Below are 22,716 nucleotides of genomic sequence, written 5' to 3'. Positions count from 1 at the left end.
GTGCTAGCTTTTCGTACCGTCACTTATTGCACTGAAAACGAGGAGACCCCTACTGCGACGTCTCGATGCTGGAAGACGACTCCGAAACCATTGCCCGGCGGCTGAAGACGGCGGTGGTCGAGGCGACAGGAGGTCTCACCTGCTCGGTCGGTCTTGCGCCCAACAAGCTGCTTGCCAAGCTGTCGTCGGAGATGCAGAAGCCCGACGGCTTCACGATCCTGACCATGGACGATCTGCCGCGCAGGGTCTGGCCCATGGCAGCGGCCAAGATCAACGGCATCGGTCCGAAGGCCAACGAGCGGCTCGCATCCTTCGGGATCGCCACCATCGGCGACTTGGCCGAGCGCAACGAGCCTTGGCTCATCGAAAATTTCGGCCGCAGTTACGGCGCATGGCTGTACCGGGTCTCACACGGGCTCGATGACCGCCCCGTGGTCACGTACAGCGAGCCCGTCTCGATGAGCCGCGAGACCACGTTCGAGCGCAATCTGCACGCGGTGCGCGACCGCGAAGAACTGGGCACCGCGTTCAAAGCCCTTTGCGACCAGGTGGCGGCGGACCTGGCACGCAAGGGCTACGTCTCCAAGAAGATCGGCGTGAAACTGCGCTTCGACGACTTCAAGACGGTGACCCGCGACGTGACTTTGCCTTCGGCCATCGGCGACGCCCGCAGCCTGCGCAAAGCGGCCAGCAGCTGCATCAAACGGATCGACATGGTGCGCACAATTCGGTTGCTCGGCATCAAGGCTGGAAGCCTTGGCCGCCCCGCTGCTGTGCAAGAGGCAGAAGATCCTGCGCAGTTCGAGCTGAAATTCGATTGAGGTCGCTGTATCCCCACACCCCTCATCGAACCTGAAGGAGCGTGAGGCTACACGATGCTGAACCAGGTGAACAAGGGCATCTTCTCCGACAAGAAGGCCGCTCCGGACTAGCGTTGGCCTCGGTGTAAGCCCAGGTCCTGCGCGGAAAGACCGTACTGCCGGATTGCGCCCTTAATCCACTCGAGTGCCTGCGCAGACTCACGTTCTCGCACAACCTGCGCCTTGCGTTTGAGCTCCTCGATCTGGGCGATGAGCTTCGGATAAACCGGCCATGCGTAGGCATCAAAGCCGCTCGTAGCTGGCAGGTGCTGCACTGAAGGCGCACGGTCTTGCGGCGCCGTGGTGTTCAACTTCTGACGCTTTGGAGCGGTGCTTCGCGGTGCGATGGCCACGGGACCCGTCATGCTCTTCTCGGCTGGTTGTGGTTTCAAGGCGACCGAGGCCGTGGCGCGCCGCCGCGTCTTGCGCGGCTTGGGCGGTATCGGCGCCGCCACCGGATCGGCGGCGGGAGCGGCGACGGGCTCGTTTGCGAGCACCGTTGGCTCAGTAATGCTCGCCGGTGCCTCTACCGGTTGGACGTCGGTCGATTTGGCTTCTGGAGGTGCTGCCTCTAGCGGAGTGACCTTCGGTTCGGTCACCGCGGCTGTGTCTGTGGTCGTGGCTGCGGGTTCCGCAGCGACGAGATGAATCCGGGCCGGCCTCGCGGCCACCGCGGTCGGCTCGTCGGAAGAGGCTGCTGCAACGTGCTCGGCAGCACTGGGTGACGCCCGGCGGTGCCGGATCGTGACCACGGTCGTTGCGGCTGTCTGGGGTGGGAGCGGGGAAGCAATCGGCTCAAACAATGCTTCTGCTGCAAGCCGCGCATCGCGCTGCCTCTTCAATTTCTCTGTTTCGATCATGGTTCTGCTGGCTGCGGACCTCACGTGAAATGGCCAGCTGGTCCGAATGCTTCTTCTGGCAAGCCGAAATCCTATCGCCTTCTGTGCGAGTGGACGCTGAGCCCGCCTGTCCTGTAGCAATTTCGCGCGCGAGAATCGACACATGGCCTCGATCACGGTAACCCTGAACACGGAGGAGCTCGAGACCCAGATCGAGCTCTGGCGCGCGACGGTAGACATGAAGATCCCCATCTCCGATCTCCTCAAGCTGCACTTCATCGCCAAGCGGCGGGAGATCCTGACCGGGCTGCTGGAAACGGGGAGGCACTACGACGCATTGCTTGCCCCAATGGAGCCTGTCGAGGCGGACAAGGAACGCTTCGCCGAAAGTCGCCGCAAGGTCCAAGAGTTCCGACGCTGGGCCGGTGACGGCCTGCATGACCTGAACGAGTTGGCCAAGAGCTGAATGCGTGGGGTCACCCTGCACCAGCTCGGGCGGACGCGATCGGCCATGGTGCGGCCCGCCATGATGTCCCTCCTCGGGCGACATCGAGCTTTTGCCTGGTGAGCAAGACGACAATGTGTTGCCTGCGCGAGCTTCAACGGGGCGCCGGCACCCTTCACTCGAGGCCTGCCCATGCAAGAAGTCGAAACCCTATCGTCGGTCCTGTGGTGGGCTTTCCCGCTGACCTTGCTCTGCGCGGCGGGCTGCTTTGTCGAGGGCCTCGAACACGCTTGGACTCGTGCCGCAGTGAACCGTAGCCGCAACATTCGCTTTCAGGATCGGCAGCTCGCGGAGCTTCTTGCACAAGTAAAGCCGCCTCCTTACGGGCTGTACGCGGTCTGCTGGCTCGGCGCCGGCGCGCTGTTGGTGGCGGCGGCTTTCATGCTCCGCCAGTGAGTTCAACGATGGACATTGACCTCGACACCGCCTTGCAGGTTGCCGTCAACATCCTGCGCGACGCCGCGGAATCGGGCTGCATGCCTTCTGGCGAGCCACTGCCTGGCCGTGCGACCGAGCTGCACCGGGAGGCCGCTCGGCATCTTGACGAGTTGCGACGAGAGATCGCCGTGCTGGCCCAGCTGCGGCAAACGCCGCGCGACTGAACAGCGGCTTTGCTGATGGTGGTCGATGGGGGCGAGCCGATCGGTCGCCTAGTACGGCCAGCGCGAGGCCCGCAGCTTCAAGAGTGCAGATGTTCGTTCCAGCCAGGCCCTGCTCACGCTGCGGAGACCGACGCGTCCTGTTCGCCTGTTCCCTGCGCAACCAAACGGCGCGGTGTCGCGATGCACACCTGCGTCGCATCCAGCATCGCTGTGAGCCCGAGCACGCCGACCGCCAGGGAGCAAGGTTGCGGGCCTTATGCAGCGACATCGGCGAAGACGTCACGAAGCGACTGTATGTTGTGCTGGCCGAATTCTTCGTGCGATGACACATCTACGGCATTGGGCTTGCAGGCACTGCCAGACTTGAGCGCCCTACGGTTTCGCCTTTGCCGCAGCCTCGATCTCGGCGAACACGCCACTGACACACTCGTGTGCCGAGCGTTCGCGAAGGTAGGCGATTGCGCGGACGGTGTCGGACACCAAGTAGGCGGCATGTTCGATGCTAGGTACCCCGACGGACGCAGGTAGAGCTTCATCCCAACCATCGAACTCGGGCAGTGGTGCGAGCATTTGCTGGCCGTCGCGGCGTTGGACTCGCACCCACCCTGACCCGTCCTTGAGCTTGAAATACGCCATGGAGGTCATCGGCTTCATCCAGGGCCATGGGCCAGGCTTGGCGGGGATCATTCCCGGCAGCTGAGCTGCCGCTGTCATCGTTAGTTCGCGCCCTGGCGCTATATGGCTGCCGTTCCCGTTCCCGCTCCTGGCCTGAGACGCAAGGCCTTTAAGCTCTCGGAGCCGCTCCTTCATGTGTTCTTCCCGGGCAGCCTTCTCCGCCGCGAATCGTGCGAGCAGCACCTGTGTGTTGTGCTCCAGGAGAGCTCGTTCCTCGTCCGTGAGCTTGCGGCCAAATCCCGAACCGTAGGTTGGATTGCCGAGCGCGCTCAGGCTGCCGTAGCGCCTAGCGAAGCAAGTTGATCCCAGCGCAATGCAGCTCGCGCCGTCTTGCACCACATGTACTGCCTTGTAGACGGAATGCCGGCACCCAGGCTCTTGGCACCGCACACGCGCGGACTGTTCCACCTCCACGATGGCCAGCAGGTGAGCGGAGGGGGTCTGCATTGCACCAGTCTATCGAAGGCTTGCACGGATTGCCGGCCTCACGCTACGCGCGAGCTTTAGGTGCGCCTGGCAGCAACCAGCGCAGCCTAGGTAACGGCTGCCTTGGTCCAGTGCTGAACCATGCCGAACGATCCGCTTACAGACTCGCGCTCAGGCACTGCCTCGTCGCCCGCGCCCCATTTCATGGTGCTGCGGATGAAGATCGACTCGTAGCCTGACCAAACATCGAATTTGACGCCCGCCCGCTAGCACGTCGGCCTGGTGCTGGCAACCTACCAAATATCGGAGGTACTGCGCAGCCTAGTTGGCGTTCAAACTGCCCTGACTCCAAAGGGGATGGCAATGGACAAGTAGGGGAATGCAGATCGCGTGCGCGATAGTCGAGGCCTCTGAGAGGCGTGCGATGAACGATGCGGCCTTCATGATGGAAGCCAAGGGCGTGCTTTGCCCGGAGTTGCTGCACGCGCTGGCTTCAGCGTCCGTTATTTCGATACGCGCTCGGGCGCGCTGGATGGCGCACGCCATTGAAGAGCCGGAGGTGAAAGGCAGCTGACCGAGCATGATCCCTTGCCTACAGCGTGATGGGCTGTGGCGTCTGCCGCCGACACTGCCAAACGCCCGACAACCCGTGACATTGACTGCTGCAACAGCAACGCCCGCGGCGATCAACGGAGCAACCATTCCGAAAGATCACCCGCGCGCGGTTCACTGCGTTGCCCATGGCCCGCGAGGACAGCCGGGGGCCTTGGCTATTTGCTTGCTGGCGAAACCGTTGCAGGCGGGACCGGCACGTCTGTTCCTGGAGCTGATGCTGGCGGTACGGCTGGCAGGCCTGTCTCGGGCGTGGGGCTGGTCGTTGGCGCAGGTGCCGCGCCGGCCTGACCGGTTGCTCCTTGTACTATCGCCGCGTCATCAGGGCTCTTTCCTCGGCCGACTTGCGCGTCCCCAGCCGTTGGCGTGGCCGGTGGCGTACTGGCTGCGGCAGCCGGCGCGTTCGCCGTGTTTCCCGCTACTCCTGGCGTCGGAGCCTCATTGCGCTGGCACGCCGTTAGGGTGAAAAGTGCCGCCGTCGCGACGAGCAAGCGGAGTCGAGCCTTGCTCACGTCGTAGTCCCCCGAACGTCGGCGGCCTCTACCCGGTCGTCGTTCGTCGTACTCCGGCTGCCTTTCAGATGCAACTCCACGTCGCTGGCGAGGTCGCCCACCTTCTCGACTGCATCGCGGATCTGGTCGGGGCTGACGTTCAGGCGCTTCGCCCAAGTTTGCAGCGCCTGGTCGGCACCGATATCGATGCGCTCGGGCCCGGTCTCGGTCGGTGCAAAATTGCTGTCTTGATTTCCCATGATCCATCCCTTCCTGTTGGTTCGCCGATGCTCCTGCGCGCCATTCTTGATCCGTGTAAGCCTGAGCCACATGGTGACGTGGGCCAAGCTTGGTGAGGCCGGGCGTGACGGTCTGGCATCAAACGTGACCCTGTCCCGCTCCCTGGGGGCAGGCATCGGAGATGGTCTCTCTAAAGGTTGACTGGCCTGCCGACCTCTCACGATGCACTTGCGATCTCGGCCACGCGGCAACTCGATGACGGGTTGCGGTCCCTCAACTCGGACCTTGCCAAGGATCTCCCCACCTCGAGCTGGCGCAAGCGTATCGAATTCCTCGTCTCAAGCAGGGGCGTGGAGCGATACCGCACGGGAAAGCACGTGGCCGGCCCGGCCATTTCCCCCGCCAAGTTCAAGCGCACATTCGGTCAAGCGATTCGAGCAAACGAGGTCGTTGTGATTGGCCGGCACGCAGTATCGAGGCCTGTTAAAGCCAGGTTGACCGTAATCTCAGCTTCGGGGAAGGGAACAGTCGGCAGCTGCTCCCACATCCGCTTTGGGCCGTCAGGGACGTCGGCGAGCTGCGCCGCCCGCACCTCGCCGGGCGTAAGCTCTGCACCTAACATGAGCGCGACGGCTGTCTTGTTGCGCAGTTCCTGCCATCTTCAGGGTATGGTTGCTCGCTCGTCATGACACCTCCTATTGGGCCTCAGGTTTTAGGCTCGAAGGTGTCTACTGAAACCGGGTCGATTCAACCTGCCACACCCGGGGACCCCGATCACCATCCCCTGTGGGTGCGCAGCGAAATCGCTACTGGCCTCCGACGCAAACCCTTAACGCATCGTCCAGTTAGCGCACCCCCAACCGGACCACGAGCCGCCAACCAGCAAGGCGCCGCCACGCCACAGTGCCATCGGCGCTTCGTCTACCGAACGCTGGACGATCCACACGCTGCCGGTCCGGTCTGCCCACAGTACACGGGCGTCAGCCTGTGCAAGCGCATTGAAGGCAGCCGGTGCACTCGTCCCCGGCCCGAACACGACCACAGAGGGAGCGCCATCTGGCGGACCCAGGGCCGACGCAGCGCCAGCAGCCACCACGAGCGCGGCCAGACCCGCCGCCGCATGGTGCGCCCCAAGTCCAGAAGTCGGCGGCGCCTTCCGTCGGACCCAAATCCCCAGCACCATCGGCAGCACGCCGAGCACGGCAAACCACGCCAGATCCCACAGCAGAGGTTCTGCCGCGTCGCCCTTGACGCGGTGGATGCCGGTGAGCCAGTGCGAGAGGATGGCATCCAGCACATGCCACAGCCCGAAGCCCTGCAACACCCCGCCGCCCAGCGTTGTCGCGGCGGCGCGGCGCTGCAGCGCGATCCGGTGGTACCACAGCTTCCAGAGGGCCAGCGCGGCGATCAGGTACATGAGCAGGTGGAACAGCCCATCGGCCAGCAACTGCACGCGCAGGTCGCGCACAGCTGCCGCCTCGACATCGCTGAGCAGGTGGTGCCACTGCAGGATCTGGTGCAGCAATATCCCGTCGAAGAACCCGCCGAGCGCCACGCCGAGCAGCACGGCGGCCCGGCCCTGTCCTCGTGCAGAGGCATCCACGGCGTCAGCCTTAGGTTGTACCGCCAGCGCCCGGGCCGATGCCGACGGCGCTGTCGCCTGCAGCCCAGCCCATGCCCGGCGCCATGACCTTGTCAGGGGTCATGGGCGTGGAGCGGATGCGCCGCCCGGTCGCATGAAAGATCGCATTGGCCACCGCAGCGGCCACGCCGACCATGCCGATCTCGCCCACGCCCTTGGCGCCGAGCCGGCTCACAATGCGGTCGTCCTCTTCGACGAACAGCACGTCGATGTCGTGCACGTCGGCCTGCACGGCCACATGGTACTCGGCCAGGCTGTGGTTCATGAAGCGGCCCAGGCTGTGGTCGACATGGCTCTCCTCGTGCAGGGCCTGGCTGATGCCCCAAACCACGCCGCCCATGATCTGGCTGCGTGCCAGCTGGGCATTCATGATCTGGCCGGCTGCAATGGCGCTGACCACGCGTGTCACGCGCACGGTGCCGAAGTCCTCGTCCACGCGCACCTCGCAGAAAACAGCGGAATGGGTCGCGCGTACGTAGCGCTTCTGCTTGAGCAGGTTCGGCAGCAGCAGATGCTTGGCTTCGATGCGGTGCACACCCGCCTGCGCCATGAGGCGCTGGAGCGACAGCGCTGTCGGCACCGTCGCATTGCGCAGGACGAGGTGGCCTTCGGCGAACTGCACGTCGGACAGGCGCGCATGGGCGAACGGCGAGTCGGGCAGTGCGCGCGCGAGCGCGAACAGCTTGCGTTGCAGCTTCTCGCACGCCCCCTCCACCGCAGACCCTACCGTCGTGACGTGCGAGGATCCGCCCTCGATCGGTGCAACTGGAAGCGTCGAGTCGCCCAGGCGGAACACCACGTCTTCCAGGCGCAGGCCCAGCGCGTCGGCGGCGATCTGCGCCATGACCGTGTAAGTTCCTGTGCCAATGTCGGAGGCCGCACTGCTCACGACGAGCCGGCCATCGGCATGCAGCACGGCATGAGCGCGGGCGAACATCTGCATGGCATCCCACTGGCCCGTGGCCATGCCCCAGCCGATCAATTCAGGGCCTTCGCGCATGGACCTGGGCGCCGTTGGGCGGCGGCTCCATCCAAAGCGCTCGGCGCCCTGCTCGTAGCAGGCGCGCAGTTCCTTGGTCGAATACGGCATGTCCGTCTGCGGGTCACGTTCAGCGTAGTTGTGCAGGCGCAGCGCCAGCGGGTCGATGCCTGCCGCATGGGCCAGTTCATCCATCGCCACCTCCAGCGCATGGACGCCGTGGGCCGCACCCGGCGCGCGCATGTCGATCGGGCTGTAGTGGTCCAGCGCCACGAGCCGGTAGTCCAGCTTCACGTTGTCGCAGCGGTACAGCTGACCGGACCAGTTGACGACCACCTCCACGTAGTCCTCCAGCCGCGAGGTCTCGGCGATGGCCTGGTGCAGGACAGCTGCCAGCGTGCCGTCCGCGCGAGCGGCCAGTTGCACGCGTTGCCAGGTCTCGGGCCGGTGGCCGAAGGTGAACATCTGCTGCCGCGTCAACACCACCCGCACGGAGCGTTTGAGGTCCAGCGCCGCCATCATGGCCAGGATTAGGTTGTACTGGGGCCGCAAACCAGAGCCGAAGGCACCGCCCACGAACGGATTGCGGACCGTCAGCTTGCGCTTGGAGATGCCGAACACGTGGGAAGCCATCCAACGGCTGTTCTGGGAACTCTGGCTCTTGTCGTAGACGGTCATGTGCCCGTCGGGTCCCCAGAGCACGGTCGTCGCGTGCATCTCCATCGGGTTGTGATGCTCCGCCCCCGCGTAGAACTCAGCGTCCACCTGCACCGGTGCAGCGTCGAACGCGGCCTGCGCGTCGCCGGTCTCGTTCGGCGGCGGAGAGAACCCGGCCTTCAATCGGCTCGGCTTGTGGCTGCGCTCCATGTGCGACAGCAGGTGGGTCTCGTGCGGTTCCTGGGCGTAGTCCACCTGCACCAGCGCGGCGGCATAGCGGGCGGCCTCGAAGGTGTCGGCCAGCACCAGGGCCACGGGCTGCCCGCTGTACAGGATGCCATCGCTGTGAAAAGGTTTGAACGGCGAGCCGGCCGGCGCCGTCATGTCCTTGTAGAACAGGTCGAGCTTGCGCATGCGCGGACGGTTCAGATGCGACAGGATCTGGACGACGCCGGGTACGGCCAGCGCCGCGTCCAGGTGCAATGCCAGAATGCGGCCTTTGGCGATGGTGCTGCTGACGACGACGCCGAACACCATGTCGGGCGCCCCATGTTCGGCGGCGTAGCGGGCCTGGCCCGTGACCTTGACGCGGCCGTCCACCCGGGGCACGCCATCGCCCTTGCGCACGTAGCCCGTGCCGGGTTCGGCGACCGGCTGCACGTTGATCGGCAGCGCGCTCATCGCAGGTTCTCCCCGGTATTGCGCACGGTGCCATCCCGCGCCGTCTCCAGCGCGCGCACGACGGCGCGGTGCGCCATCGGCAGCTTGAAGGCATTGCTGCCTGGTCCCCTGCCTTGCGGTTGCGCGCCCTGTAGCAGCTGCGTGGCCACGCGCTCGAACGCCGCGCGCTCCGGGGCCTGTCCCGCCAGCAGGTCCTCGGCCTGCGGATCGCGCCAAGGCTTGTGCGCCACGCCGCCAAGCGCCACACGCGCACTGCGCACGCGGCCTGCGCTGTCCATGTCCAGCATGGCAGCCACCGAGACCAGCGCGAACGCATAGGACTGGCGCTCGCGCAGCTTGAGGTAGGCCGAGTGCTGCGCGTACTGCGCAGACGGCGGCACCACGATGGACTCGATGAGCTCGTCATCGCCCAGCGTGGTGTCTCGCTCCGGCGCCTCGCCAGGCAGCCGATGGAAGGCGGCAAACGGAACCGCACGGGGCCCGGCCGTCGACCGCACATGCACCTGGGCCTCGAGCGCGGCAAGGGCGACGCACATGTCCGAAGGGTGCGTGGCAATGCAGTGGCTGCTGGCGCCCAAAATGGCGTGCTGGCGCGCCAGGCCGCCGATGGCCGGGCAGCCCGACCCAGGTTGGCGCTTGTTACAGGGCACGCCCGCGTCGTAGAAGTAGTAGCAGCGCGTGCGCTGCAACAGGTTGCCCCCGTTGCTGGCCATGTTGCGGATCTGCGGGGAAGCACCAGCGAGGATGGCGCTGGACAGCAGAGGCAGCGTGTCGCGCACCAGGGGGTGATAGGCCGTCGCGGCGTTGCGCGCCAGTGCGCCCAGCCGCACGCTGCCGTCCGGCAGCGCCTCGATGCCACCCCAGGGCACGCGGTTGATGTCGATCAGACGGTCCGGCGCAAGAAGGTTCTCCTTCATCAGGTCCAGCAGGTTGGTACCGCCGGCGATGACTTTTGCCCCGCCGCCCAGGCTGGCCATGGCAATGTCGGCGTTGCCGGCCACGCGGTAGTCGAATGCATTCATGCCGGCACCGTGCCGGTGACGATCGGCCGGGTGGCGCGCTCCCCGAGCGCGTCCGCGCTGCCCAATGCGACCTCCGCGACCGCCCGGGCGATCTGGACATAGGCGCCGCAGCGGCACAGGTTGCCGCTCATCAGCTCACGCACCTCGTCGAGGTTTGTCGCATGACCCTCGTTGATCAGTCCGACGGCCGAGCACAGCTGACCAGGCGTGCAGTAGCCGCACTGGAAGGCGTCATGCCGCATGAAGGCCTGCTGCAGCGGATGCAGCGCGTCGCCCTGCGCCAAGCCTTCCACGGTGATGATGTCGCAACCGTCGCGCATCACGGCCAGGGACAGGCAGGCCAGCATGCGCTGGCCGTCCACTAGCACGGTGCAGGCACCGCACTGGCCGTGGTCGCAGCCCTTTTTGGTGCCGGTCAGACGAAGCTCGTCCCGCAGCAGGTCGAGCAAACTGACCCACGGCGCCACCGTGATGGCATGCATGTGGCCGTTGATCTGCAGCTGCACCGCCACCTGCGGTGTGGCGGTTGGTGATGCAGGCGAAGCCGCATCCGGAAATTCGGGAGCCGTGGAGACTGCTGGGGCCATGGGGCGATATCGGTTGGAAGAGGGGATGCGCCCATTCTTCGGGCCGGACGCGGACACAGCCGTCGGACTGTGCGCCGTCAAGAGGGTCTGCGCGTCCTATGCCTGCGCACCGCGGATGCCCGCCACGAAGCTCCGTGTGGCCTCCAGGCCCTGCGGCGTCCAATGCGCGCCGGGTGCCAGCAACGCCTGGCCATCCGCGTCGGATCCGCCGGTGTCCGAATCGCCGGCGCGCGCCTTGCGCGCTTCCTGCAGCCGCTGCGCTGCCCGGAATGTCGGCGTCCTGGTCGGCCTTGGCGCCGGCCACGGCGCGTCGTAGCGGTGCCCGTCCGCTGCAGCCTGCGGGCCGCGGATCCAGTCGAAGATGACCTGCAGTTCGTAGTCGCTGAACACGCCAAACATCTCGGCCCGGTCACCGACCAGCGGCCGCCAGAACCGGCTCTGGCCAGGATCGCTTTCGGGCACGATCCAGCCCTTGCGCACCAGGGCCTGCTGGAACTCCCCGATCAGCGCCGGATCGCCCAGCCACTGGTTGACGGTGCGCCCTTCGATGCGGCAGTAGTCCGAGTGCGCGCCGGCGCCCGCCACGGCCTTGGCTGTGAAGATGCGCAGCACCTCGGTGCCGATGTCGAAGCCGCTGATGATGCTGGTCGTGCCCAGGCCCAGGTCGTTCAGGCGGTAGCCGCGCCGCACCCGCTCCCAGTAGCGCCCTGCGTCCGGAAAGCGCGACGCGTTCAATGCCACCGCGTCCACCGCCTTGCACGCATGCCCGCTGTCGGCATTGTCCACCGTGACGTGCAGCGTGAAGTAATAGGGATCCAGGCCGAGCTCGTTCAACTCGTAGGCGGTGATCAGCAGGTGCAGCGGCAACTGTTCGTAGCCGAGGTTGAAGCCGATGACCTCGGGCAGCATCTGCTCAGTCGTGTGGCCCAGCGCCAGCTGCACGGCGCCCTGCTCGAAGTGGTCGTCTGCCAGATGCGCGCCCTCGTTCAACCCGTGGGACTGCAGCAGCTGGCGGTACAGCAGCACGTGGTTCTTGGTCTCGTCGCCATTGCCCAGTTCTTCGAGGTAGGTCTGCGCCAGCCCCGCCATGCGCGGATCGCGCGCATGGCGCAGGCAGCCGAACAGCCACGAGCCATCGACCAGCTTGGTCGGCGCCACAGCCTGCAGAAAGTACAGTGCGTGGGCGCGGCTCGCGAAGAACCGGCGTGGCCCGCCGGCGCGGCGCTGCGCCAGGTAGTCCTGGTAGGCCCTGGTTGCCTTTTTGGCCGATGCGGCCATCCAGTCGTCCAGGCCTTGCGGGTCCGCCGGCAGGTCATCGGTCGTGCCAGCCACGGCGTCGAGCGCGTCGCGCAGCAGCGCCAGTGCGCGTCGTTGGGCCTGCAGACGAGGTGTGTCGCGGCTGGTCAGTTCCTCATAGACCGCGCGGAAGGAGGCGGCCGGTTCACGCGCGATCGCACTGCCGATGCTGGCCGGATAGCGGTCGTCGGAACAGGGGTAGGCCTGCCGTGTCGTACTCGCGCATCTTGGGGACGCGAGACCGGCGGGATGGTTCTGAAGGCTGGTGTTGTCGTGGTCCATGGCCAGACGATGTCACTGCCTGGTCTTCACGGCGCGCGGTCACCACCACGAAGCCACGTGGGAAAAGGCCCGGCGCACGCGCAAGGACCATCGCCGCGCGGAGCAGGACGGCACACTCTCCGACGGAAGGACGCGCGCATGTAGTGCGCCGGCCAGCCTACCGGCCACCGAATGTGGCTGTCTTTTTGAAGGAGAGATATCCCATGGCAGACGGTTTTCATGACACCGCTGGGCGCGCCAGCGGCGGCGGCTCCCTTCGCCAGCAAGTGCGGGAGGCCATCGCGTACGACGACGCGCGCGACAGTGCGCCGCACGAACACACGGCAACGCTGCTCGGCGCCGGGGCCTTTGCCTTGTGTGCGCTGCGGGCGCCAAGCCGCGTGGGCGCCGTGCTGCATGCGATGGTCGCCGGCGCGCTGTTGTTGCGGGCCGCCTCCGGTCGCGATGGCCTGCGCCGCTGGGCTGGCGCGAATTCGGCCCGCCCAGGCGATTCGGGCATTCGAGGTGGGGCACAAGCCACACCGGGCGAACCATTGGAGACGCGAATCACACCTGGCTTCTGATCGCGCTACGGGCTCGAGGCCGATACTCATCCGCCGCAGCCGTGCAACCCGGATCACCGTGCCGGTCAGCGCATAAGGAGCCACAGCGTCTAGGTGGCCGCGTTGCCCATCGCCTGGCGCTGAGCCGTTACAGACAGCACATTGGGCGCCAGCAGCGCGCCCAGCGCGGCGAACTGCTGCCGGCCGCCGTCGTCTCATCCGGGCATCACCAGCAGCGCAGGGTGCTTCACGGTCGCTCAGCGCGTCCAGCCTTTCTTGACGGGCCGATTCTCGACCTGGATGTCCACCGACTTCTTCACCACCGGTCCACCGTTCGCATCCGTGTCCACGACCTCCTCCAGGTCCACATCCTTGACCTCGGTGTCCGTGCTGTCCTCGAGCTCTTCGAGCAGACCGCCGATCTTGCGTTCGGCCTCGTCGACCTCGGGCGGCTCCTTGTGCTTGTTGCGGATGTTCATGCCGTTGGGGTTCGCCATGTCGTCGTTCCTTTCGTGGTGGCCCGGCCGGGCCTGCAGGGGTGCGTTGCCGCCCTGCTTCGGCGCTGTCATGCTTGTAGGGAAGGCCGCATTCCATTGACTGTGGACCGCATCGGTTGCACGCGTCGGTCCGCAGCCCGGGTACTGGATCTGAGCGCTGCCCCCACCAACCCATCAAGCCGCGGCCTCGCCCAGGCCCGCGCCGCCATCGCCATGGCAGGGCAGCTGCAAGGCATCGGACAGGCGCCGCAGCGCATCGCCGAAGCCCAGCGGCGCGCGGTGGTCGGTACGTGCACTGGTCCAGACCCGGGGCTGCGCGCTGTAGGCCACGGCGATGCCGGCGGTCTCCAGCGCCCGCACCAGGGCCACATCCTCGCTCGTCGCCAGCGCCTGGAAGCCGCCCGCGCGCTGGTAGGCCGCGGCGGACAGGCCCAGGTTGGCGCCGTGGATGTGGCGGTGCCCGTCGACCGGGCGGTAGTGCGCTGCAAAGGCCTGGGCCACAAGGCCGGCGCGCTCGCCATGGGCCTGCCAGTCCGCCACCCAGACACAGCCGCACACGGCCTCGCACTGCAGCGCGAGCTGGGCCGCCAGCCAGTCCTCGGCCACGGTCGAGTCGGCGTCGGTGAACGCGAGCCAGCGCGCGCCGGCGGCCAGCAGCTGCCGGGCGCCCGCGTGCCGCGCGATGCCGACATTGCGCGCGCACAGGGCCAGCGTCTGCGCACCGCCGGCCTGCGCCAGCGCCGCGGTGTCGTCGCGGCAGGCATCGGCCACCACTAGGATCTGCACGGGCTCGCCGACCAGGGCCGGGTGCGCGGCGGCGGCCCGTGCGGCGGCCACGGCCGCCCCGATGTGGGCGGCCTCGTCGTGCGCCGGGATCACCACGCCGATCACCGGATGACCTCGCGCCGGGCAACCGAACGCGCATCGCGTGTCCAAAGCTTGAGACTGAAGTCTTCCTCCTCGTGCGCGAGCAGCTGGTGCAGCTCCAGACCGCCGAGTTCGGCATGCACAGCGGCGGTGTCGCAGGCCCGGCCCGCGAAGTCCGGCCGCCAGTCGCACGCCAGCAGCACGCCGTCGTCGGCCAGGCTGCGCGCGCAGTGGCGCGCCACGGTGCGCACCGCGTCGAGGGGCAGGAAGTACAGCAGCTCGCTGAGCACGATGAGGTCGAAGCGCTCGGCCAGCGGCCACTGGTTCGGCAGCACATGCTGCGCCACCCGCACCTGGGGCAGCAGCGCGGTGCGCGCACTCGCCGCGCGCAACACCTGCCCCGAGAAGTCGGCGGCCAGCACCGCGTCGCAGCGCGTGGCCAGCTGGGCCGTCAGCTCGCCGTTGCCGCAGCCCGGCTCGTAGCAATGACGAAAGCGCCGGCGCGGCAGGCTCGCCAGCACCAGGGCGCGCTTGCGCTCCTCGTACCAGCGCGTGCGCAGGTCGTAGGGGTCGGGGTCGGCTTCGTAGAGCTGTTCGAAGTGCGCATGCAGCGCGTTGGCGGGCGTCATGCGAACAGCAGCTCGAAGGGCCGCTGCACGCGCGCGGTCGCGGCCGCAGCACCGGCGTGTGCGGGCGATCGGGGTCGCGGTGCCATCGCGAGCGAAAGGCCTGCACGGCCGCGCGCTTGCGCGCCAGCAGCTCGGCCGGCAGCGCCAGCAGCCGGGCGCGGTCCCAGGGCATGCGCGGCGTGCCGGCCGGGGCCCAGTGCCAGCCCCAGACCGGACCTCATACAGGCGGGCGCCGCGCACGGCGGCGCCGCACGCGCGGCACGCGCGCAGGCCTCGTGGTCGGGATGGCCGTCGAACGCCCAAGTCGTGAACACCACGTCGTCGGGCGTCAACAGGGCCTGCAGGCGCCGCGCCAGCCGGCCGGCCCGGGCCGCCACCTGGCCGTCTCCCAGGCCGAGCCGCAGAATGCCGGCGCGCACGCCTAGCAGGCCCAGGGCCGTGTCGGTCTCTTCGCTGCGCCGCCGCGCCAGGGCCGCGGGCGTCCAGCGGCGCGAGCCGGCATGGCTGGCCTCGCCGTCGGTCACGGCGACCACGACGGTGCGGCCCTGCAGCTGGGCCAGCGCGGCCAGCAGGCCACCGACCATGAGCACCTCGTCGTCCGGATGCGGCGCGACGACGACGGCGCGCTGCAGCGGCGACACCGGCTGCGCAGCCTGCACACGGGCCAGCGGCTGGCCGTGCAGCCAGGTGCGCCAGTCGGCCTCGGCCGTGCCCTCGCCTTCGATCCGGCGTTCGCTCACAGTGTCCATGGCAGGTTTTCCGTCAGGAGGGTCTGGCCCAGCGCCGCGAGGTCTCGTTCGGCATGGCTCTGGCGCAGGAAGATGGGCAGGTCGGCCATGGCGCGGCCCAGGGCCGCGTCCTGGCACAGCGGGCCGGCGCCGAGGGCGCGGCCGGCGTGGTGCAGCACCGCCAGCGCATCGCGCTCGACGGCCAGGCGCACCCGCAGGGCCCAGCGCCGGGCGTCCTGCCGAGGGTAGGCGTCGATCCAGGCGGCCGCGGCGCGCAGCAGGGCCGCGCCGGCCTGCAGGGCCACATCGACGTGGCCCAGGTGGGCGTGCTGGTGCGCCTCCGCGCGTTCGCCGCGCGCGGCCAGCGCGGCCTGGGCACGGTGCGCGATGCCCGCGGCGCCGCCCCACCAGCAGGCCGCGATGCCGGCGCCACCCTGTCAGAAGCCGGGCCGCTGCACATAGCTGCCCGGCGTGCCGACGGCACGCGCGTGGGCCTGGTCGAAATGCACGTCCACGCTGCGCGTGGCGGCCATGCCGGTCGCCTGCCAGCCGTCGACCGTGATGCGCACGCCGCCCTGGTCCAGCGCCACGGCCGCCAGGCAGGGCTTGCCTGCGGGGTTCCAGCAGCTTACCACGGCGTGGTCCACCCCGGCGGCGCCGGAGCACCAGGCCTTGCGGCCCGTCTGCCGTAAGCAGCCGTCGGCGTCGGGCTCGGAACAGTGCAGGCGCGCATCGGGCGGTTCGGCGCACCAGGTCGCCCAGGTGCCGCGCGCGGCGGGTATTTCGAGTTCGGCGAGTTCGGCGAGGTTCGCCAGCGCGTCGGTGTGCCCCTCGAAGAGTTTGGCGAGCAGGAGATCGTGCGCTGCCACACGGGCCAGCGCCTGCGAGCGCGGCAGCGTGCGGCCGCTGCCGGGCAGCGGCAGGCGGTCCTGCCCCGCCTCGACCCGGGCGCGCACGGCCTGGCCGGGTTCCGCCGGCAGGCCGGGCCACACGGGTTCTTGCGGCACGCGCGGTGTCAGGTCGGGGTGCCCTGCACCTGGTGCTTGAGCTGCGAGGCCTTCTGGTGCGCGTCCTTGACGGCCTGCTGCAGGGCGGGGTCAACCTGGCCGGCGGCGCGGCAGGCTGCTATGGCCTTGTCGGCCGCCTGCTCGATCTCCATGGCGGCCTGGACCAGCGCCTTGGCGTCGGTCAGCGCGCGCTTGGTGCGGGCCTGCTGGTGCAGGTCGTTCACCGCGTTCTTGACCGCTGCGTCGGCCTGGCCCTTCTTGAGTTGTTCGACGGCTTGGTCGGTGGCCTGTTCGATGGCGCCGATGGCTTGCTGGATGGCTTGGGTTTCCATGTTGTTCCTGTACTGGTGGAGAGATGGGCACGCAGCCGCGGCGCGGTGCGATCCGGATGGCCCGTCGCAACGGGTTGGAACCAGTGTTCAGTTGCGCCCACGGCCGTGGCGTCGTCATCGGGCGGGTCCCCCTGTCAGCACAGCACCCAGGCGCGGACGCACTGCGCGCAAGACAACGCAGCGTCTGCATATTCACCTGCAAAGTGATACCGCGACAACCGCGCCTTCATTGGGCCGCGCGGGAAGAAGCGCCCCTTATCCGCACATACTTGGCCACTCTCGCGGTCGACTTTGCTTTGTTCTATAGCCGCGTCCTGTCACATCCACCACCACCGCGCTTACCGGGCTGCCGCCGAGCGTGGGCATCTCAGGAGCGCATCGACTCGCCCTGCTGCACGCCATTGCGCGTGCAACGGACAGCTGCGGCCATGGCGTAGGCCTGGCGACGCACGCGCATGATGGAGCCCAGCGGCCGGTGCGCCACGATGCCGCGCCAGGGACTGAACGCGAGACGGTCTTCCTCGGCCGGCGTGCCGCAGTGCCAAGCGTCCTGCGCCGGCACCACGAGGCGGGCCACCGGAACAAAGGGCGACAGGTCCTCGGGCCAGCGCACCGAGGCGTCCTCGATCGGCATGCTGCCCAGGTCCATGCACAGCTGCACGCGCAATTCCCAGGTGCCGCCGAACGCAGCGAAGTGCGCGACCACCGCGTCGCGCAGCGCATTCGGCCCGGCGCCCAGGTCCACGGGCGCATCCTTGAGCGCCAGCAGTTCGGGAGAGACAGGCGCCAGCGACAGCTTGGCCATGGACGGCCCGTAGCGCAGCGGCACCTGCGTGTAGTAGGTCTCGCCCAGCGGGTGCGTGGCCGGGTGCCCGCCCAGGGCCTTGAGCGTGGCGCTCTCGCCGCCAGCCTTTTCCACCAGGCTCTCCAGGCCACGCAGAGCGGCCGACAGCAGCTTCTTGGCGTTGGGGGCCTTGTCCGTGGTGGCAGCCAGCAGCTTGAGGTTCTTCAGAAACTTCTTCGCATCGGGCGCCGCGAACACCGGGCCGTTGACCATCAGGAAGTCCTGCGTGGCGGCGCCGTCCGCGGCGTCCAGCCGTTCGCCTGCCACATCCAGGATCTTGAGTGCCAGCCCGCGCGGCGTGGAAACGCTGTCGTCCAGCAGGTCGCCCGGCGAACTCGACAGGCGCAGGATGGCCGCATGCTCGCCCGGCGTGGCGAACGCGCCCTGGGCCAGCACCGGCGGCAAGGCCGGCACGTGCAGGCGGCCGTGCAGCAGGCCGTGGCTCTTGGCGTGCACGCTGCGAAAGGCATGGCCTTCGTCGCGCGCCACGGTCTCGGCGATGCGGCCCATGGTCTCCATGAGTTCGCGCGCGGTCTCGGCCTCGTCGTCCTCTAGCCGCTCGCAATCGGGCACCCATGGCAGGGGCGCGAACGGTGCGCGCGCGGCATCGGGCGTGGTCGTGGGCATGGCTTCTCCTGGGTTCATGGGGTGGCGCGCTCAAGGCGTTCCACACGCACGGGGATGCACTTGGCGGCCGGCACCTGGCTGCCCTCGGCATGGTGGCCGAGCGGGACGAGTGGGTTGCATTCGGGGAAGTAGCCAGCGACAGAGCCGGCCGGCAGGTCGTAGGGCAGTGCGCGCAGCCCGGGCAGGCGGCGCGGGTGGCCGTCGTCGGCGACACCGTGCACCAGCACCGCGTCGCCCTCGGCCAGGCCGCGCACGGCCATGTCGTCCGGGTGCATGAGCAGCACCATGCGCGTGCCCCAGACGTTGCGGAAGCGGTCGTCCAGGCTGTAGATGGTGGTGTTGAACTGGTCGTCGCTGCGCAGCGTCATGAGGCGCAGTACATCGGGCGCGTGCTCGGACGCGGGCGCAGGTGGCAGGACGAAGCACGCCTTGCCGCTTTCGGTCTTCCAGATCCGCTCGCGCGCGGGGTTGGGTTTGGGGACGCCACCGGGTTCGCGCAGGCGTGCGTTGAAGTCCTTGAACACGTCCGGCCAGGTGGCTTCGATCGCGTCGCGCACGCTGGCGTAGTCGTGCGTCCACCGGGCCCAGGGCACTTCGGCACGCGGCTCCAGCGTGGCCTGGGCCAGCGCGGCGACGATGGCCAGCTCCGAACGCAGGCCCGGGTCGGCGGGCTCGGCCACGCCGTCCGACGCGTGGAAGCAGCCCGTGGAATCCTCCACCGTGACGGTCTGCGGGCCGCTGCCCTGGCGGTCGATCTCGATGCGGCCCAGGCAGGGCAGCAGCCAGGCCGCGCGGCCGGGCACGAGGTGGCTGCGGTTGAGCCGCGTGGCCACGTGCACCGTGAGCTGCAGCCGGCCCCAGGCCGCCTCCAGCCGTTCGGTGTCGGGCGCGGCACGCAGGAAGTTGCCGCCCAGGCCGACGAAGCCGCGCACCGCCCCGTCGAGCACGCCCTCGCAGGTGGCCACCGTGTTGCGGCCCGGCGTGCGCGGCGGCTCGAAGCGGTAGATCTGCGCGAGCCGGTCCAGCGGCGCGAGTTCGGGCTTCTCGGTGATGCCCACCGTGCGCTGGCCCTGCACATTGGAGTGGCCGCGCACGGGGCAGATGCCGGCGCCGGGCTTGCCGATGTTGCCGCGCAGCAGCAGCAGGTTGCTGAGCATCTGCACGTTCGCCACGCCCTGGCGGTGCTGCGTGAGGCCCATGCCGTAGACACCCAGCACGGCACCCGCCACGGCGTAGGTGGCGGCGGCCTGCTCCAGCGCAGCACGCGCCAGCCCGCTGTGCGCCTCGATGTCCTCCCAGCGCGCGGCGCGCAGCTGCTCTGCAAAGGCGTCGAAACCCTGCGTGTGCTCGGCGATGAAGGCGGCGTCCAGGATGCGCGGCGCGGCCGCGGCCTGGGCCGCATCGTCGGCCTCGACCAGCCACTTGCACAGGCCGGTCAGCGCCGCGATGTCGCCGCCGTTGCGCACCTGCAGGTACTGGGTGCTGATGATGGTCTCGGCCGGCGTCAGCATCTCGCGCGGAGACTGCGGATTGGCGAAGTGCAGGAGACCGACCTCCTTGAGCGGGTTGAAGGTCACGATGGGCACGCCACGCGAGCGCGCCTCCTGCAGTTGGTGCAGCATGCGCGGGCTGCTCACGCCCACGTTTTGGCCGAAGAAGAAGATCGCCTCGGTCTGCGCGAAATCCTCCAGCGCCACCGTGCCCACCGGCACGCCGATGGTCTGCGGCAAGGCCACCGAGGTGCTCTCGTGGCACATGTTGGAGCTGTCGGGCAGGTTGTTGTTGCCGTACAGCCGCGCCAGCAGCTGGTACAGGTAGCTGGTCTCCAGCGAGGCCCGGCCCGAGGCGTAGAAGACCACGGATTGCGGATCGTCTGCGCGCAGCGCGCGCAGTTCGGCACCGATGGCCGCGAAGGCCTCGTCCCAGCCGACCGCCAGGTAGCGGTCGCTCGCGGCGTCGTAGCGCATGGGGTGGGTGAGCCGGCCGCCGGCTTCCAGCGCATGGTCGCTGAAGCCGCGCAGCGCGGCCAGCGTGTGGCCCGCGAAGAAGTCCGGGCCCAGGCGCTTGTCCGTCAGTTCCCAGGCCGTCGCCTTGGCGCCGTTTTCGCAGAACTCGGCCAGATGCGGCTGGGCCGGCTTGGCCCAGGCGCAGCTCACGCAGGCGAAACCGCCCGGCTTGTTCTGCTGGCGCAAGGCCTTGGCCGTGGCCAGCGGTGCGCCCTCGCGCACCACGCTGAGTGCGACGGCCTTGATGGAGCCCCAACCGCCCGCTGGCTGGCCATAAGCTTGCAGGGGTTCCGGGTGATCGGGTGTAGCGGGCTGCATCGCGGCTCCTGAAGAATCCATGCACTGTGCGTGGCCCAGCGCGAGCAGCACGTCGGCCGGACCAACCCCTCGGAGTAGGAGAACGATGCGCGCGCCTGTCCGCCGTCATGGCGCAACACGCTGTGCCTTTCCCCCCTGGCGGCTCGGGGCGGCGTCGAACAGCTGCAGGTCTTCGCCGATGGATTTCCGTCTTACCGCATGCCTCGGTGCAATTCACGGCAAAAGCACAACCGAAGGCCATGCCGTGAAGAGCATCGCGACCACCGCGATCGCGGTCGCTCCACGAGCAAAGCGTCGCTTCCAGCGAGCGAGGTCTCCCCTCGCATCGGTGCGCTCGAGGCGCCAGTGGAGAACACCCACTGCTGCGAGCGCGACGATGGTGAACACCCAGGCCATCACATGGTTCCACCAGCGATGAGGCGAGAACTCGGAAACAGCCCAGCAGCCGATGAAGTGGACAAACCAGATCGATAGCGAACTCAGCACGGGCTGCCAGCTTGGCGGTCGGCTGATGATCATGCCCCGCCCCACGGCACGAAGCGCGGCAGCAGCAACGCGGCGCTTCCTTCGAACGCGGTGTAGATGAACAGCAGGCGCAGAGCTTCCAGTGTCTTGTTGGCGGGTCCCGGCGCCAAGCCGCGCATCCAGCGGGCGACGTAGTAGATGGCGCAGAGGAGCACCGCAGCGACGATCACGCCGTGCCAGGCCAGCATGACAAAGATCGCTGCGCCTTGCGCGCTGGCATCGCCGCGCAGGCCAGCGCTCCACCAGTCGTGCACATCCACGGCCAGCGCGGCAACCAGGCAGCAGGCGCTCAGCGCCATCAGCGCAGCACTGATGCCGGGGCCGTACCGCAGGCGCGCCAGCGCCGGCCTTGCCGCCCACGCCAGCGCGGCCGCCGTCGCCAGCAAAGCCAGGCCACCGACCAGCCCGCCCCGCGGTGCCGAGACGCGCCACCAGTCGGGATGGGAGCCGGCCAGGTACAGGTAGCTGAACATCGCCATCAGGAAGATCATTCCGAGCACGATGTCGAGCAGCACCGCAGCCCACCAGGCGTGCGACTGCGGTCCCGCGAAGTACGTCGGCAGCTTGATGCCCGCTCCGACGTCCGCCTGCTGCTGCGCGAGGTGGCGGTCACTGTCCCACATCCAGCGCATTAGACTCGCGATCGCGAGTACGCCGCAGGCCGCGCACAGTACCAGCGCCTTCACCGTCAGCAGCAGGAAGAACCCGGCCGTGAAAAGCGCCGCGAGGAATGGCCACCACGAAGGTCCCGGCATGATCTGCAGGTACTGGGGCTCTGCGCGCGAGGTGCTGGTGATCAGCGTCTCACGATGGCCGGTGGCGGTGTTCGGCAGGAAGTATCGGCCCGCTTCCACGTCCTTGCCGAGCTGGGGGTCGGCCCACAGCGGCTCGAGGTGGTTGATCACCGGAATCGAACGCACTGCATAGTTGCCCGCGGACAGCCACTCCAGCGTGCCGCCGTTGAAGACGTTGCGCGCGCTACCTCCGGTTCCGCGGCTGAAGCAGCGCACGGCATCGATGACGAACAGCAGCACGCCGGCGGCGATGATGAATGCGCCGACAGTCGAGATCAGATTGGGCAGGCCCCACAGCCGCTCGGGCAGGTAGGTATCCACACGCCGCGGCATGCCCATCAGGCCAGTCAAGTGCATCGGCAGGAAGCACACGTGCACGCCCACGAAGTGCAGCCAGAAAACCCAGCGGCCAATCCTCTCGGAGAGCTGCCGACCGGTGAGCATCGGCGTCCAGTAGTAGAAGCCGGCAAAGAGCGGGAATACCATGCCGCCGATCAGCACGTAGTGGAAATGCGCGACCACGAAATATGTGTCGTGCGCCTGGCCGTCGAATGCCACCATGCCCACCATCACGCCGGTCAGCCCGCCCATCACGAAGATCAGG

25 protein-coding genes and 1 pseudogene are annotated in these 22,716 nt (G+C 68.2%); 7 read left to right on the top strand and 19 right to left on the bottom strand.

Translation table 11 applies throughout. The features are described from left to right. Positions 1-62: 62 nt before the first annotated feature. Positions 63-179, top strand: a pseudogene (locus tag IE209_RS34480) (Y-family DNA polymerase); the annotation flags it as partial. Positions 180-191: 12 nt separating this feature from the next. Next, the gene (locus tag IE209_RS32590) at positions 192-821 is read left to right on the top strand and encodes a DNA polymerase Y family protein (protein WP_373305467.1); all 630 of its coding nucleotides are present in this window, start codon (positions 192-194) and stop codon (positions 819-821) included. A 107-nt stretch (positions 822-928) separates the two neighbouring features. Here the strand turns inward: IE209_RS32590 and IE209_RS32585 are convergent, their stop codons facing one another. Next, complete coding sequence (locus tag IE209_RS32585) at positions 929-1,720, bottom strand: hypothetical protein (RefSeq protein WP_189691018.1); 792 nt, start codon at positions 1,718-1,720, stop codon at positions 929-931. 142 nt (positions 1,721-1,862) lie between these two features. Between IE209_RS32585 and IE209_RS32580 the strand changes: the two genes are divergently transcribed. The 3 genes from IE209_RS32580 (at position 1,863) to IE209_RS32570 (ending at position 2,806) form a co-directional block, all read left to right on the top strand. Then, positions 1,863-2,165, top strand: a complete 303-nt coding sequence (locus IE209_RS32580; protein WP_189691017.1) for a hypothetical protein — start codon at positions 1,863-1,865, stop codon at positions 2,163-2,165. Between the two features lie 171 nt (positions 2,166-2,336). Next, positions 2,337-2,600, top strand: coding sequence for a hypothetical protein (locus tag IE209_RS32575; protein ID WP_189691016.1), 264 nt, complete (start codon positions 2,337-2,339; stop codon positions 2,598-2,600). 8 nt (positions 2,601-2,608) lie between these two features. Further along, a complete protein-coding gene (locus IE209_RS32570; protein ID WP_189691015.1) occupies positions 2,609-2,806 on the top strand; it encodes a hypothetical protein in 198 nt (65 codons plus the stop codon). 372 nt (positions 2,807-3,178) lie between these two features. Here IE209_RS32570 and IE209_RS32565 read toward each other — a convergent pair whose 3' ends face one another. After that, positions 3,179-3,928, bottom strand: coding sequence for a hypothetical protein (locus IE209_RS32565; protein ID WP_189691014.1), 750 nt, complete (start codon positions 3,926-3,928; stop codon positions 3,179-3,181). 403 nt (positions 3,929-4,331) lie between these two features. Between IE209_RS32565 and IE209_RS32560 the strand changes: the two genes are divergently transcribed. Next, positions 4,332-4,481: a hypothetical protein gene (locus IE209_RS32560; RefSeq protein WP_189691013.1), complete on the top strand. Its 150-nt coding sequence runs from the start codon at positions 4,332-4,334 to the stop codon at positions 4,479-4,481. A gap of 546 nt (positions 4,482-5,027) precedes the next feature. On the opposite strand, the gene IE209_RS32555 is transcribed toward IE209_RS32560, so the two are convergent. The 6 genes from IE209_RS32555 to IE209_RS32530 all read right to left on the bottom strand — a co-directional run bounded on the left by IE209_RS32555 (position 5,028) and on the right by IE209_RS32530 (position 12,396). Further along, complete coding sequence (locus IE209_RS32555; RefSeq protein WP_189691012.1) at positions 5,028-5,270, bottom strand: DUF3606 domain-containing protein; 243 nt, start codon at positions 5,268-5,270, stop codon at positions 5,028-5,030. A gap of 809 nt (positions 5,271-6,079) precedes the next feature. Then, positions 6,080-6,853 (bottom strand): DUF2243 domain-containing protein, encoded by a 774-nt coding sequence (locus IE209_RS32550; RefSeq protein ID WP_189691011.1) that lies wholly within the window; start codon positions 6,851-6,853, stop codon positions 6,080-6,082. A gap of 10 nt (positions 6,854-6,863) precedes the next feature. Continuing rightward, entirely contained in the window at positions 6,864-9,209 is a 2,346-nt protein-coding gene (locus tag IE209_RS32545; RefSeq protein WP_189691010.1) for a xanthine dehydrogenase family protein molybdopterin-binding subunit, read from the bottom strand. Then, positions 9,206-10,231 carry an FAD binding domain-containing protein gene (locus IE209_RS32540; protein ID WP_189691009.1) on the bottom strand — a complete coding sequence of 342 codons (1,026 nt, stop codon included), beginning with the start codon at positions 10,229-10,231 and terminating at the stop codon, positions 9,206-9,208. Before IE209_RS32540 ends, IE209_RS32545 begins: the two co-directional genes overlap by 4 nt. Further along, positions 10,228-10,818, bottom strand: coding sequence for a (2Fe-2S)-binding protein (locus tag IE209_RS32535; protein ID WP_189691008.1), 591 nt, complete (start codon positions 10,816-10,818; stop codon positions 10,228-10,230). The genes IE209_RS32540 and IE209_RS32535 overlap by 4 nt, the downstream gene beginning before the upstream one ends. A 96-nt stretch (positions 10,819-10,914) precedes the next feature. Further along, positions 10,915-12,396, bottom strand: coding sequence for an iron-containing redox enzyme family protein (locus tag IE209_RS32530; RefSeq protein ID WP_189691007.1), 1,482 nt, complete (start codon positions 12,394-12,396; stop codon positions 10,915-10,917). 203 nt (positions 12,397-12,599) lie between these two features. Here IE209_RS32530 and IE209_RS32525 point away from each other — a divergent pair, with 203 nt between their 5' ends. After that, positions 12,600-12,959, top strand: a complete 360-nt coding sequence (locus tag IE209_RS32525; protein ID WP_189691006.1) for a hypothetical protein — start codon at positions 12,600-12,602, stop codon at positions 12,957-12,959. Positions 12,960-13,195: 236 nt separating this feature from the next. On the opposite strand, the gene IE209_RS32520 is transcribed toward IE209_RS32525, so the two are convergent. The 11 genes from IE209_RS32520 to IE209_RS32475 form a co-directional block, all read right to left on the bottom strand. After that, positions 13,196-13,507, bottom strand: a complete 312-nt coding sequence (locus IE209_RS32520) for a hypothetical protein (RefSeq protein WP_229883171.1) — start codon at positions 13,505-13,507, stop codon at positions 13,196-13,198. 102 nt (positions 13,508-13,609) lie between these two features. Then, a complete protein-coding gene (locus tag IE209_RS32515; RefSeq protein ID WP_189691005.1) occupies positions 13,610-14,326 on the bottom strand; it encodes a glycosyltransferase family 2 protein in 717 nt (238 codons plus the stop codon). Continuing rightward, positions 14,323-14,931, bottom strand: coding sequence for a class I SAM-dependent methyltransferase (locus IE209_RS32510; protein WP_189691004.1), 609 nt, complete (start codon positions 14,929-14,931; stop codon positions 14,323-14,325). The genes IE209_RS32515 and IE209_RS32510 overlap by 4 nt, the downstream gene beginning before the upstream one ends. Beyond that, the gene (locus IE209_RS32505; RefSeq protein ID WP_189691003.1) at positions 14,928-15,680 is read right to left on the bottom strand and encodes a PIG-L deacetylase family protein; all 753 of its coding nucleotides are present in this window, start codon (positions 15,678-15,680) and stop codon (positions 14,928-14,930) included. Before IE209_RS32505 ends, IE209_RS32510 begins: the two co-directional genes overlap by 4 nt. After that, a complete protein-coding gene (locus IE209_RS34095) occupies positions 15,668-15,964 on the bottom strand; it encodes a hypothetical protein (RefSeq protein WP_229883170.1) in 297 nt (98 codons plus the stop codon). Before IE209_RS34095 ends, IE209_RS32505 begins: the two co-directional genes overlap by 13 nt. 132 nt (positions 15,965-16,096) lie before the next feature. After that, on the bottom strand, positions 16,097-16,666 hold the full coding sequence (locus IE209_RS34090; protein ID WP_229883169.1) for an acyl-CoA dehydrogenase family protein: 570 nt from the start codon (positions 16,664-16,666) through the stop codon (positions 16,097-16,099). Between the two features lie 8 nt (positions 16,667-16,674). Then, positions 16,675-16,998 carry a hypothetical protein gene (locus tag IE209_RS32495; protein WP_189691002.1) on the bottom strand — a complete coding sequence of 108 codons (324 nt, stop codon included), beginning with the start codon at positions 16,996-16,998 and terminating at the stop codon, positions 16,675-16,677. A gap of 367 nt (positions 16,999-17,365) precedes the next feature. Then, positions 17,366-18,469, bottom strand: a complete 1,104-nt coding sequence (locus tag IE209_RS32490; protein WP_189691001.1) for a catalase family protein — start codon at positions 18,467-18,469, stop codon at positions 17,366-17,368. 14 nt (positions 18,470-18,483) lie between these two features. Next, positions 18,484-20,793 (bottom strand): FdhF/YdeP family oxidoreductase, encoded by a 2,310-nt coding sequence (locus IE209_RS32485; protein WP_189691000.1) that lies wholly within the window; start codon positions 20,791-20,793, stop codon positions 18,484-18,486. 213 nt (positions 20,794-21,006) lie between these two features. Next, positions 21,007-21,312: a hypothetical protein gene (locus IE209_RS32480; protein ID WP_189690999.1), complete on the bottom strand. Its 306-nt coding sequence runs from the start codon at positions 21,310-21,312 to the stop codon at positions 21,007-21,009. Continuing rightward, the coding region (locus IE209_RS32475) for a cbb3-type cytochrome c oxidase subunit I (RefSeq protein WP_189690998.1) at positions 21,309-22,716 on the bottom strand (1,408 nt) is incomplete at its 5' end. The genes IE209_RS32480 and IE209_RS32475, both read right to left, overlap by 4 nt.

It is taken from the genome of Pseudorhodoferax aquiterrae (assembly GCF_014652235.1).
Classification (GTDB): Bacteria; Pseudomonadota; Gammaproteobacteria; order Burkholderiales; family Burkholderiaceae_C; genus Pseudorhodoferax; species Pseudorhodoferax aquiterrae.
Note: the sequence above shows the minus strand (reverse complement) of the source record. Positions and strands in the feature narration are given on the sequence as shown.